Below are 13,798 nucleotides of genomic sequence, written 5' to 3'. Positions count from 1 at the left end.
AAGTGTAAATTCAACAATTATATAATTTTGTTAAAAAAGTATTAACTAAATAAAAAAATATCTCATATATTCGTAAAATGATACCTAATGATTTTATTTGTTATTGAAAACACAAGATAATTTATGAGTAAAAACTCTACAAAAGGCATTTGGAAAGTAATTTCGGCCTCCTCAATGGGAACAATGATAGAATGGTATGACTTCTATATTTTTGGAAGTCTGGCCGTCGTAATCTCCACCAAATTCTTTCCGACTGATAATCCGACTGCAGCTTTTTTATCCACTTTAGCTACTTTTGCCGCCGGATTTGTAGTTCGCCCTTTTGGTGCTTTATTCTTTGGAAGACTTGGAGATATCATTGGGCGCAAATATACTTTTATGGCTACTTTACTATTAATGGGTGGCTCAACCTTCTTAATCGGCTGTATTCCCAGCTATGAAACAATCGGCTTTTTAGCACCTTTACTGGTACTTATCCTGCGTTTACTGCAAGGACTTGCTCTTGGCGGAGAATATGGCGGAGCAGCCACTTATGTTGCTGAGCATGCTCCTCTGGGGCAAAAGGGATACTGGACCTCCTGGATTCAGACTACTGCGACTGTTGGTTTATTTATCTCTCTAATGGTCATATTAGCCACAAAAAATGTGTTGTCAGCTGAAGATTTTGATTCCTGGGGATGGCGTGTACCGTTTTGGGTATCTATTGTTATGGTTGGCATCTCTTATCTGATTCGAAAAAACATGGACGAGTCTCCTGTTTTTGCTAAAGCTAAAAAAGAAGGCACTACCAGTACAAATCCGTTAAAAGAAAGCTTTGGTAACCGATATAACTTAAAATTTGTTTTACTGGCCTTATTTGGCGCGACAATGGGACAGGGCGTAGTTTGGTACACCGGACAATTCTATGCCATGAGCTTTATGAAAACAGTAATGAACATAGACTCCTCCCAAGTTGATGAACTACTGGGAATTGCCCTATTGTTAGGAACTCCCTTTTTTATTGTTTTCGGGTGGCTGAGCGACAAGATAGGACGAAAATACATTATGATGGGCGGAATGCTGCTTGCCATTTTACTGTACAGGCCCATTTACAAAACAATGTATACGACTACAGCTGTAAGCACCAAATCTGAAATTGTAGAAAAAAGAAGTCAAAACACGGAAACAACAAAAAATAATGACGTAATCACCACAATTTCAAAAACCTACACTGACGGAACTTCGTATATAGAAAAAACAACGGCTTTTAATACGAAGAAAGAACCTCAGACCAACGTCTCCATCCTTATTAATTCCAATGATGAGTGGACCTTGATTTTACTGGTTTTTATTCAGGTTTTATTTGTCACTATGGTATACGGACCGATTGCAGCATTTTTGGTAGAAATGTTTCCAGCCAAGATCAGATATACGTCGATGTCTTTGCCTTATCATGTTGGAAATGGAATTTTTGGAGGATTGCTTCCTGCGATATCCACTTATTTTGTAACACATGCCAAAGAAACAGGAAAAACTGATTTTTATCTGGACGGATTATGGTATCCTATTGTTATTGCTTCGGTATGCTTTATAATTGGAATGATTTACATTGATAATAAAAACAAAATTAATCACCTTTAAATTTAAAAAAAATGAATACAATCAAACAGGCGTTAGGTTTTCTATGGGTGATACTGGCAGTTGCTGCTGCCTATTTTTGCGTTTTTGAATTTGGTTTACCAAAACTGCTGTCAGACAAGCAGGATGATCTTGTATTTGGGATTATAATCCTTTTTATTCTCACTCCTTTAATTGTTCTGGGCTTGGGAACTTTTGGTTATTTTGCCGTTATTGGTGAATACAACGAAAAGAAATAAATTAGAAAAAGCATCAAAATAAAAAGGCTGTCTATTTACAGACAGCCCTTTTACATAACTAACAAACCATTATTTCTTGATGAATTTCATCACTTGTGTTTTATTATTTTCATCAACAGCTTTAACGAGATACAATCCTGTTGTCAGGTCTGTTACCGAAAACTGAAAATCTGCATTTCCATTCGTTACAAAACTTTTTACCAATTGACCCGAAACGGAATATATCTGCACTTTTGATGTGATTACATTTAAGGTAAAATAATCGGAGACCGGGTTTGGATACAGATTTACCGTATTCCCTTTTTCAAAATCAGCTATTGCCAAATTTGCCTGTTTGTTACCGTAGATTCTGTATTCTCCTGCAGGAATACTTATCGGTGCTGTAGCATCAGTAACATTTATGGTGGTATTATCCATTAGATTATACCAAGTTCCTGTGTACTGAAAACCTGTCGCTACATTTTGAGGTGTCAATCCAAAGTTGGCCAAAATCAACACATCTTTTAGTTGCGTTGAAGCTAAATTTGCATTGGTGATTTTTATGTTAACACTTAAAGAACTCGCATTCGCTATGGTCGGTGTTCCCAAAAATACCGGCTCTGTAGTTTTTAGCGTAATCATTTTAGCCCAATCGTTGTAGATTTTATTTCTATTTGAATTTCCCAGCCAATTCTCCACCCATTGAGGCTGTGGTTTTGTGTCTAACTTACAATCTCCCGAAATGGTTGAAGAGGCATCATTTACCGTACCATTATTACAGGTAAAAATAGAATCATCCCATCCTAATTCTCCAAAATGCCAGATCATTTTCGGGCCCGGCACCAATAGAGAAACCGCTCCGATAGCAGACATTCTGGATAAGGCGGTATTTAATGTGTTCACGTTATACGTTCCGTTTGAAGCTCCGTATTGTATATTTTTATACATCAGACGTTCTTCATCATGACTTTCTGCATAACCCATCAATCGATTTGCTGTAAAACCACGACTACCGCTTGTCATTCTTGAAATATTACTTGTGTATCCCATTGACAGTTCATTATAAGGATCTGTCATTTTTCCCCACATCATAATTCCTTTACTTGGCGTTTCTGCAATTCTGTAATTGGCCCATTGCTGCTCTTCCGAATCGGAACCTAAATGTTCGAAAATCGTGTAATGCGTTGGATCCAGACTCCAGGAATAATCGGCATATTTTTTCAAAACATCAACTCTGTCCTGTTGGTAACCATTAGTACATGACTCATCACTTGCTGTACAGGCTTGCGTAAATCCTTTGGTTAAATCCCAACGGAATCCGTCAATTTTATATTCCTGAATCCATTGTTTGATCACACGATCCACATAATTCTGCGTTTTTAGCGATTGATGATTAAAATCTTCCCCAACGCTGTAAGTATGTTTGGCAACCGTATTAAAATACGGATTTTCGGCTGTTGGCGAACCAAAACCATCTCCGTCAGGATCGTTCATCCACATTCTCACCATCGGATTTCTTCCGAAGGCATGATTCAAAGCAACATCCAGAATAACTGCAATTCCGTTTTGGTGACACAAATCGATCAGTTCTTTCAATTTATCTGATGTCCCGTAAAATTTATCCAGCGCCATATGAAAAGAAGTATTATACCCCCAGCTTTCGTTGCCTTCAAATTCCATTACCGGCATTAATTCGATCGCATTTATTTTAAGATTTTTAAAATAATCTATTTTATCAATCAAACTTTGATAATTTCTGGCAGCATCAAAATCGCGAACCAAAACTTCATACACCACCAATTTATCTTTCTCCGGTTTTGTAAAATTAGTCACCTGCCAATTGTAAGGTGTCTGACCTGTTTTAAGCACAGTAACTTCAAAGTTTTGTCCTGATGGATATACTGGTAAATTTGGATAAGAAGCTGATGGAATTCCGGCATCATCATAAGGTGACAAAACCAAAGTAGAATACGGATCGGCCGTTTTTACCAATGAAGGCGAATTAGCAAGCGGTGTTGCATCCACTACCCAATACTGATAGGTATTGTTTACTCCGGAAACCAAACCTGTAATTTCCAGCCAGAATTTCCCTGAAGCCGGATCTTTTTTCATGGCATACGCCGAAGTAGGCTGCCAGTTATTAAAACTTCCTGCAACATAAACAAAGTCTTTTAAAGGCGCATCCAGAACCAAAGTGGCTTTTGTGGCATCGGAAGTGTTATAATTAATTCCATCTACTAAACCTGCGGGTATTGCTGCTGAAACCGTATTTGGATTTACAATTACAGAGAATTTTTTAACAATTGTTGTTGCTCCCTGAACTATAGTTAATTCATAGCTTTGATTGTTGGTGATATTCGTGTGAGAATAGGAATAAGCAGATGTAGCTGCATTGGTATTGATTGTCGTTCCGTTTGCTTTCAGCGTATAACTTGCAGCACCGTTTGTATTGGTTGCCGAAATAGTAAAGTTGGCACCTGAAGCAATAATGCTGGCGCTATTTTCGGCCGGAGCAGTCAAAGTGGCCTGAAAAGAACCCACTTCAACGACAATATCCTGAGATTGTTTACCTCCCGATCCATCTTTTGCTTTAACCAGAAATCCCATCCTGCCGATTCCGTTTCGATTAAAATATACCGACGGGACAAAAGTTTTTGTATAGGTATCTGTTCCGGCATTATACGTGAATTTACTGGCTTCATTTGAAGCCGTCCAGGAACCGTTTGAAGGGGAATCCATTTGAGCGGCATCGTTTACATCATAGGACCATGACCAAAGATATAAGGCATTGCCGGCAACACTCCAGGTACCTTCATTGACACTTGAACCATTAATTGTTATGGTAATAGAAGTGGTATCCTCAAAAGGTGACGGATTTATAGAGTACGTAACTGTTTGCTGCTGTGCAAAAATAGCCGTCGACAGCAAAAGGAAAAATAAGAGTAAAGTTTTTTTCATAGCTTGTTAGTTATAATTAAAAAAGGGCTATCCTTAGACAGCCCTTTTTGATTATTGAAAACCTAGTTCATTTTTACGGTATACGTTTTAGCTGCAAAATCGATAACTATAGTATAATTTCCAGCTACCGGAATAGGAATATTAGCACCTCCAGCATCTAATGTCAAATCATTACCATCATCTCCAAAATTAGTAGTCCATGCATCATCTAATCTAAATTTAATTTCCCCTACTACCAATGGTCCAACATAAGAATATTTTTTAGTAGTCAAATCATAATCTAAATTAGTATCGGGATCATTCCACCCATTAGGAGTTGCAGAACCAATAATACCCCAATTTGGCCAAGCCGGATAAGGTGTAGCTGTAATGGTATAAAAATTTGAAACCTGATCTACTGCCCCTGCTGCCCCTACAGAAGATTTAACACGAACATCAATCTGCGCCGCCTTAAAAGGGGCAAAACCAGCATTTAAGCAAGCTGAGTTTAACTCTGCAACTGTAAAACTTTTGAATTTATCAGTTGTTGTAGCAACTATTGTAGGACTTGCAAAATTAGTTCCTGCTTTTGCCATTTCTAAACTGTAAGTTACAATAGTTGTTGTTCCCTGATATTGTGCATCATCCCAAACGAAAGTTGTTGCAGCATTTGCCGCATTTGTATTTTGGAGCACAATACTAAAATCTGATTTTGGAGTTAATAATACAGGAGCTTTTGCAGCTTCTATTACTGGTCTATCTTCAACGTCATCTGCATTACACGATACGGCTAATACACCAACGAATGCGATTAAAATTTTATATATATTTTTCATTTTTATTATTTTTTATAAGGTTAGTTAGTATCCTGGATTTTGTTTTAAAGTTGGGTTTGCCTGAATTGTTTTTAAAGGAATTGGCATTAAATCTCTGTAAGAATCAGTAGCACTACCATTCATTGTACCGCCCTTCCACTGCCAGATTTTAGATCCTCCTGTAAATTTTCCAAAACGAATCAAATCGGTTCTTCTGTGACATTCCCAAAATAATTCTCTTCCTCTTTCTTCTAATATAAAATCTAGTGTTAAGTCAGAAGCTGTAATTGTTCCTGCACCCGCTCTAGTTCTAATTTGGTTAATGTACCCTACCGAAGTTGCAATGTTTCCTGCTGCAGCACCTCTAACACTAGCTTCAGCATACATTAGATATACATCAGATAATCTGTACATAGGAAAATCAGTATCAGGAATGTCATTTCTTTGCGCCGCAGTCCCATCAGAATTCACGTTAGTATATTTAGTAACAGCATAGCCTTCAGTAAAAATATCAACTCTGGCAATATCTAAGTTTTGTCCAGCAGTATAAAAGGTTCCTCTTTTATCACCTGTTGCGGTTGCATCCGGAAAAAGACCAACAAATTCTCTACGAGTTCTAATTCCTGCCCAACCACCATTCATTCCTTGAGCAGCAGCATCCATACTGCCACCTATAGAAGCATGAAGTATAAAACTCATTCCACCACCTGTTGCTCTAATAGCATTTCCATCACTTACGACCGGAAAAATAAATTCATTTTGAGCGCCATTTCTATTATTATCTGCAGAAAATAAATTCTTGTAAGGAATATTAGCAAAACTATATTGTGAATTATCAATAATATCTTTACATACAGTAGCTGCTTCATTATTTCTATCAGTTCCTGTATATACTTTTGAATTTAAGTAAATTTGCGCCAATAAAAATTTAGCAGCTGTTTTATCCACTCTTCCATATTCATTTGACTTAGAAGCGGCTAAGCTGTTATCTATATCTTTTAATTCTGATTCTATAAATGCAAAAACCTCTGTTCTAGATCTTTGTTCTGGATAAAAGAATCCAACTGGATCATTTTCAGTCGTAATTGGCACATTTCCAAACAAATCCATTAAGTTATAATAAGAGAAAGCTCTCAGGAAACGGGCTTCAGCTCTAAATTTAGAGATATCTGCTTTCAGGCTTGCATCAACACCTCTTGCTGATAATTTCTCATCCGTAGTTTGTCTTAAAAACTCATTAGCAACACTAATTTCATAAAATGCTCTTGAGAAAGTTCCGTACAAAAACTCGTTATCTGCCGACCACGTTTGTCCGTTTAAGCTTGGCAAATTACCATCAGCCCAGGCAATAATAGCTTCATCAGTAGGAAACTCCTGAGTTACAAAAAGCAAACGCAAATAACTACTAAAATCACCCCCAATACCAGCAATATCTGCAGTTCCATCTCCGTCATTTCCTCCTACATATAACCCTGCATATAATTTTGCTAATACCTGTTTGTATGAAGCCGGATCCTTATAAAAAGTCTCAGAAAGAAATTCATCATCATCTTTTGGCGTCACGTTTAAATCGTCCGTACACGAGGTAAGCGTCATACTTAATCCTAAAATAAATAGGAAGAAATAGGATATATATTTAAATGATATTTTCATTTTGTTTATTTTTTAAATTTTATTTATCAGTTACTTTTAGAAATTAGCATTTACACCAAATATAAAAGTTCGGGCTCTTGGATAAACATTGTTGTCGATTCCATTAAATTTCTCCGGATCCAGACCATCATACTTAGTAAGTACAAAAACATTCTGTACTCCCGCAGTAAATCTTAAAGAAGCGGCTTTTAATAACGTTTTATCAAAAGTATAACCAAGAGTAACATTATCTAATTTTATAAAAGAAGCATCTTTTACAAAATAGTTTGATAAGTAATTGTTGTTAGTTACAAATCCAGTATTGTTATAATCAGAACTAATGTTTCCTAAATCTGTTTGTCTTCTCAATCCGGCTAATAAGTATCCTTTGTCTGAACTTACGTTATCATAGATATAATTTCCTAAACTTGCTCTCCAGTTCATTGCAAAATCAAACTTTTTGTAATTTAAAGTAGAGAACAATCCAAAAGTATAATCTGGTGCTGGTTTATGAAATTTGTAACGATCTCCATCGTCAATTTTTCCATCCCCATTTCTGTCCGCATAAGCTCCCTCTATAGGTCTTTTATTAGCATCATACAATTGCTCGTACACAAAAAATGAATTTGGAGCATATCCAACTGAATTTATCAAAATTTTATTACCAGAACCTCCAGCAATATTATCTCCAACAATATATCCTGTAAATCCAGGTACTGTAGTTCCTAAATCTGATATTTCCTGATGAATGTAAGTTGTATTGAAAGCAACATTCCAAGTCAGGTTATCATTTTTAACAATATCAGATTGAATACTAAATTCAATACCTTTTGTTTCTAAACTACCAATATTACTAAATCCCTGATTTCTTAAATTCGCTCCGTCAGGAACCAAAACATCAGCTAACAAATCACTTGATTTTTTATCAAAATAATTTACCGAACCTGTTATTCTATCATTGAAAAATCCGAAATCAACACCTACGTTTGCCTCTCCTAATTCTTCCCATTTGATATTTTTATTATATCCTTCAGGTCTTGCGGTCGAATAAACTGTGTTTCCGAAAACATATTGAGAATTGATAGTCCCTAAAGTTACTCTTGGTAAAAAGTCATATGCAGATGAAATGTCTTGTTGCCCCGTAGTACCATATCCTACTCTTAATTTTAAACTGGAAATTGTAGAATTACCTTTCAAGAATGATTCTTCTGCAAGATTCCATGCAAAAGCAGCTCCTCCAAAATTACCCCATCTGTTATCTTCAGAAAAACGGGAAGTTCCGTCTCTTCTGTAGTTTAATGTCAATAAATAACGACTATCATAATTTAAAGTCAAACGCCCGAAATACGATTGTAAGTTGACGTTAGCATCTGTAATAACATCTTCTTTTGGAGTTGGTTGTCTAACTTCCCCAGACTCATATTTTTCTTTTTGAAATAACTGATAGTTATAACCTGCAGTAGCGTCAATTTTAAATTTTCCTAAATCCTTAGTATAATTAAAGTAAGTATTTAAGTTTTTATTTTGAAGATTATCTGTATATGAATTGTAGTTTCCTAAATTAACCCAGCTTCCACCACTAAAAGGATTTGGCTGGTATCCCAAAATACTTTGTGTACTTTGTTCATTATAACCACTACTATTAAATTTATCAATACCTGCCTCAGCAATAATTCTTAAGTCTTCAAAGAAATGGAATTTGTAGTCTAATCTTACATTACCCCATTTTCTTGTAGAAGTAGCTCTTTTATCTTCCTGATTTAATCTTGCTACAGGGTTTCTAGCTGGCAATAAAGGTACATTCCCATTTGCTTCCAACCATTCAAAATATCCTCCATAGCGAGAACCGGACTTATAAACAGATTGTGTAGGATCAAAGGCAAGAGCACTTCCAATCACGGCTCCCTCATCTTGAAATTGATTTTTGGCAAATGCCAGATTTCCACTAATATCAATTTTTAAGTGATTGTCAAACAAAACAGGGTTTATCGATATCGATGTCGTAGTTCTTTCAAAAGAAGTGTTTCTTAAGATTCCAGGATTATCAACATTTCCAACAGATAAACGTACTGGTAATTTATTGAACAAAGCACCACTTACCGAAATATTATTGTTTGTTGTAAGTGCTGTATGAAAAATTTCATCCTGCCAATCTGTATTTGCTGTTCCTAATATTGCTTTTTGCTGTGGCGTACCATTTGCATTTACTACAGCACGAAATTGATCTGCACTTAAAACATCTACTTTATTTGCGACTGTATTGACACCAACTTGTGAACTAAAATTAACTTTCACTCCACCTTTTGTTCCTTTTTTAGTGGTAATTACGATTACACCATTTGCAGCTCTGGATCCGTAGATTGCAGCCGCAGAAGCATCTTTAAGAACCGTAAATGATTCAATATCATTAGGATCAATAGTTGATAAGATACTTGTAGCTCCACTTGGCACAGCATTACTCAAAGGCAAACCATCTAAAATAATTAAAGGATCATTAGAGGCACTTAAAGAAGATCCTCCACGAATTCTAATATCCGCTTTTGCTCCAGGAGCTCCGCCACCCACTACGTTTACACCAGATATACGTCCGCTGATTAAACTTTCAGGTGTTACGTTAATACCTTTATTAAATTCTTTAGCAGAAATTTGTGATACAGATCCTGTTGCGTCTTTTTTCTTAACAGTTCCGTAACCTACCTGTACTACAACTTCTTTAAGTTGATTGGTATCTTCTTCTAAAGAAACACTTAATGTTTGCTGACCATTAAAAGTTGTAGTCGACGTTTTGTATCCAATAAATGAAACCACAATTTTGTCTCCATTTTTTACATTAGACAACTGAAATTTACCGTCAAAATCTGTTGATGTTCCGCCCGGAGCACCTTGTACATTTACATTTACTCCCGGAATTGGTTGTCCCGTTGCCTGATCGACAACTGTCCCTTTTAAAGTACTTTGAGCTAGTACGGTAAATGGTAACAGTAAGAATAAAAATAACAACTTTTTGTAAATTGTTTTCATACTTTTTGTTTAAATTAGTTTGAGTTTTTGATTGTTAGTTAAGTTTTTAATTTTACTTCGAATTTCAAAATTAGGAATTTATTAACATGCTCAACGTCTTACAATTATTATAGGGTTACGAAAACGTGGTAGTGTTGAAAACTTTCTATTTTTTGTAATCTTTTAAGTCAAAAATTATCAATTATAAAAATATTGGATACCTTTATTAACAATTAGATTTTTTTCAAATTAGTATATGAAACGTAAAATAACCTTAAAACAGATTGCAAAGGAACTTGACGTATCGATTTCAACTGTCTCAAAATCATTGCGAAACAGTCTTGAAATTGGGGAAGAAACACGCTTAAAAGTCCAGGCTTTTGCAAAGTTTTACAACTACAAGCCGAACAACATTGCCCTTAGTTTAAAAAATCGAAAAACCAAAAGTATTGGTATTATCATTCCGGAAATTGTACATTATTTTTTCTCGACCGTAATCAACGGAATCGAACAGGTGGCCAACGAAAACGGCTACAGTGTTGTGATTTGTCTATCAGACGATTCTTTCGACAAAGAAGTCTTAAATATGGAAATGCTGGCCAATGGAAGTATCGATGGTTTTATCATGTCTCTCTCGAAAGAAACCCAATATAAAGGTGATTTTCACCATATTACAGAAGTAATCAATCAGGGAATGCCGGTGGTCATGTTTGATCGTGTGACCAACGATATTTTATGTGACAAGGTCATCATCGACGATAAAGCTGCGGCCTACGAAGCTGTGCAGAGTCTAATCGATAATGGCCGTAAAAAGATTGCTTTAGTCACCACTGTTGATTATGTAAGTGTCGGGAAATTACGTACTGACGGTTACGAAAAAGCCTTATTAGACAACGGATTGCCTTTTAATGAAGATTTAATCATAAAAATCGAAGATGTCGATACCTGCGAAATAACTATCAGCCAGCTTTTACACGACAGGGCATTTGATGCTGTTTTTGCTGTAAATGAGCTTTTTGCCGTTACCATTATTAAAACAGCCAGTAAAATGGGACTTAAAGTTCCCGAAGACCTGGCCGTAATTGCTTTTACGGACGGAATTATCTCTAAATACTCCACACCAAGTATTACAACCGTAAGCCAGAGTGGGGAAAAAATGGGAAACAAAGCCGCTAAAATGCTGATAGAAAGACTGGAAGCCGAACACGATGATGACGACGAAGAAAACGAAAATTACACCACAGAAGTTATCGAAACCCATTTGATAAAAAGAGAATCTACTGACTAAAAATCTTAAAATCAACCTTTTCTAAAGCCATAAAAAATATTTGTGGCTTTTTTATTAGGCTATTTAAAAAAATAATTAATACTTTTACGCCTGCTCAAAGCTTTTACTTTTACTTCGAAAAAATAAGTAAGTTTTGATAAGCAAAGCGCTTATCGTCTAATTAATTTCTTAATTACGATAATGGAAAAGCGTAAATTAAGTTTCTGGGAAATTTGGAACATGAGTTTCGGATTCCTGGGAATACAAATGGGGTTTGCACTTCAGAATGCAAATGCCAGCAGAATTCTTCAAATTTTTGGTGCCGACGTACATGAACTTTCGTGGTTTTGGATTATTGCTCCCCTAATGGGATTAATAGTGCAGCCCGTTATTGGCCATTACAGCGATAAAACCTGGGGAAGATTCGGAAGACGAAAACCATTTTTTCTTGTCGGTGCTATTTTAGCCTCAGTTGGATTAATTTTAATGCCACAAGCTAACATTTTCATTTCAGTTTTGCCTGCCTTATGGGTTGGAGCCGGAATGTTAATGATTATGGATGCTTCTTTCAACATTGCCATGGAGCCGTTTCGTGCTTTAGTTGGTGATAATTTAAGAACAGATCAGCGTACTGCAGGTTTTAGTATTCAAACTTCATTAATTGGTTTTGGAGCCGTAATTGGGTCAGCTTTGCCTTATGTTTTAACGAAATATTTTCATATTTCAAACAATGCAGCTCCCGGAAGCATTCCTTTAAATCTGAAATTATCTTTTATTATTGGAGCAGCCGTTTTAATAGGTTCTATTCTCGTTACACTATTTACAACAAAAGAATATTCACCTGAAGAATTAGCCAATTTTGAAGATCCCCAAAGTGAAGTCGATGTTCCTTCTGAAGAAAAATCAAAACTTACAGACATTTTTACAGACTTTGCAAAAATGCCGACAACAATGCGTCAGTTGAGTTGGGTGCAGTTTTTTTCCTGGTTTGGATTATTTGGAATGTGGGTTTTTACAACTCCCGCCATTGCGCATCACATTTACGGATTACCTTTAGATGATACTTCAAGTCAGCAATACCAAGACGCGGGAGACTGGGTTGGTATTTTATTTGGAGTTTACAACTTAGTTTCTGCTGTTATCGCACTGTTTTTCCTGCCTTACATCGCTAAAAAAATTGGAAGAAAATCTACTCATGCACTTTCTTTAATTATTGGAGGAATTGGATTAATCTCTATTTATTTCATGCCAAATGAAGACTGGGTTGTATTACCAATGATTTTAATCGGAGTCGCATGGGCTAGTATTCTGGCCATGCCATACGCCATTCTTGCAGGATCAATTGCGCCAAAAAAGATGGGAGTTTACATGGGAATCTTCAACTTCTTTGTCGTTATTCCACAAATTGTAAATGCACTTATTGGAGGTCCAATTGTAAAATACCTTTATAATGGCGATGCAATCTACGCCTTAATTACAAGTGGCGTAAGTTTTCTAATTGCCGCTCTTTTAGTCTATAAAGTAAAAGATGTAGACGATACTGTACAAAAATCATAAATAAGAATCCCCCTTATAATGAACAAAAAAGCATTCATATTCGATCTTGATGGCGTAATCGTTGATACTGCCAAATATCATTTTTTAGCCTGGCAGAAAATAGCTAAGGCATTAAACATAAATTTTACACACGAAAATAACGAATTGCTAAAAGGTGTAAGCCGCGTTCGTTCGTTAGATATAATTCTTGAATTAGGAAATGTGCAGGCTTCACAGGAAGACAAAGACAAATGGCTGATTCAGAAAAATGAAGATTACTTATCTTATTTAGTTGACATGGACGAAAGCGAGATTCTTCCGGGAGTTTTTAAAATTCTGCAACTTCTAAAAGAAAAAAATCAGGGAATTGCGTTAGGCTCTGCGAGTAAAAATGCCAGACCAATCCTTGAAAAAACCGGAATCCTTTCGTATTTCGAGGTTATTGTGGACGGAAATGACGTCACCAATGCCAAGCCGGATCCGGAAGTTTTCTTAAAAGCGGCTCAATTATTAAACATTGACCCAAAAAATGCAATCGTATTCGAAGATTCAGTTGCCGGAATTCAGGCAGCAAACATAGGAGAAATGGTGAGTGTAGGAATTGGTGAGGAAACAATTTTACATGAAGCTGATTATATTTTTAAAGATTTCACCGAAATAAACACAGCGTTTATCGAGAAACTTATCAATTAGAGAATGTGCCAATTTGATAATTAGATAATTTATACAAACCTGAATTATTTAATTATCAAATACAAAACATCAACCGATACTTT

The 13,798-nt window shown here is 36.0% G+C and carries 9 protein-coding genes; 5 read left to right on the top strand and 4 right to left on the bottom strand.

The genetic code is table 11. From position 1 onward, the window contains the following. Positions 1-123 precede the first annotated feature (123 nt). A complete protein-coding gene (locus GJU43_RS00295; RefSeq protein ID WP_154338873.1) occupies positions 124-1,620 on the top strand; it encodes an MFS transporter in 1,497 nt (498 codons plus the stop codon). Between the two features lie 11 nt (positions 1,621-1,631). Beyond that, positions 1,632-1,856 (top strand): DUF6814 family protein, encoded by a 225-nt coding sequence (locus GJU43_RS00290; protein ID WP_154338871.1) that lies wholly within the window; start codon positions 1,632-1,634, stop codon positions 1,854-1,856. A gap of 69 nt (positions 1,857-1,925) precedes the next feature. Here GJU43_RS00290 and GJU43_RS00285 read toward each other — a convergent pair whose 3' ends face one another. The 4 genes from GJU43_RS00285 to GJU43_RS00270 form a co-directional block, all read right to left on the bottom strand. Further along, positions 1,926-4,793: an alpha-amylase family glycosyl hydrolase gene (locus GJU43_RS00285; protein WP_154338869.1), complete on the bottom strand. Its 2,868-nt coding sequence runs from the start codon at positions 4,791-4,793 to the stop codon at positions 1,926-1,928. A gap of 62 nt (positions 4,794-4,855) precedes the next feature. After that, positions 4,856-5,608 carry a SusE domain-containing protein gene (locus GJU43_RS00280; RefSeq protein WP_154338867.1) on the bottom strand — a complete coding sequence of 251 codons (753 nt, stop codon included), beginning with the start codon at positions 5,606-5,608 and terminating at the stop codon, positions 4,856-4,858. 24 nt (positions 5,609-5,632) lie between these two features. Then, positions 5,633-7,240: a RagB/SusD family nutrient uptake outer membrane protein gene (locus tag GJU43_RS00275; protein ID WP_154338865.1), complete on the bottom strand. Its 1,608-nt coding sequence runs from the start codon at positions 7,238-7,240 to the stop codon at positions 5,633-5,635. A gap of 36 nt (positions 7,241-7,276) precedes the next feature. After that, positions 7,277-10,240 carry a TonB-dependent receptor gene (locus GJU43_RS00270; RefSeq protein WP_154338863.1) on the bottom strand — a complete coding sequence of 988 codons (2,964 nt, stop codon included), beginning with the start codon at positions 10,238-10,240 and terminating at the stop codon, positions 7,277-7,279. 235 nt (positions 10,241-10,475) lie between these two features. Between GJU43_RS00270 and GJU43_RS00265 the strand changes: the two genes are divergently transcribed. The 3 genes from GJU43_RS00265 to pgmB all read left to right on the top strand — a co-directional run bounded on the left by GJU43_RS00265 (position 10,476) and on the right by pgmB (position 13,715). Continuing rightward, the gene (locus GJU43_RS00265) at positions 10,476-11,507 is read left to right on the top strand and encodes a LacI family DNA-binding transcriptional regulator (protein ID WP_072970340.1); all 1,032 of its coding nucleotides are present in this window, start codon (positions 10,476-10,478) and stop codon (positions 11,505-11,507) included. Between the two features lie 180 nt (positions 11,508-11,687). Continuing rightward, complete coding sequence (locus GJU43_RS00260) at positions 11,688-13,043, top strand: MFS transporter (RefSeq protein WP_154338861.1); 1,356 nt, start codon at positions 11,688-11,690, stop codon at positions 13,041-13,043. Positions 13,044-13,061: 18 nt separating this feature from the next. Beyond that, positions 13,062-13,715: a beta-phosphoglucomutase gene (gene pgmB, locus GJU43_RS00255; RefSeq protein ID WP_154338859.1), complete on the top strand. Its 654-nt coding sequence runs from the start codon at positions 13,062-13,064 to the stop codon at positions 13,713-13,715. Positions 13,716-13,798: the final 83 nt, after the last annotated feature.

The sequence above is a fragment of the Flavobacterium sp. LC2016-23 genome (assembly GCF_009674775.1).
GTDB lineage: Bacteria > Bacteroidota > Bacteroidia > Flavobacteriales > Flavobacteriaceae > Flavobacterium.
Note: the sequence above shows the minus strand (reverse complement) of the source record. Positions and strands in the feature narration are given on the sequence as shown.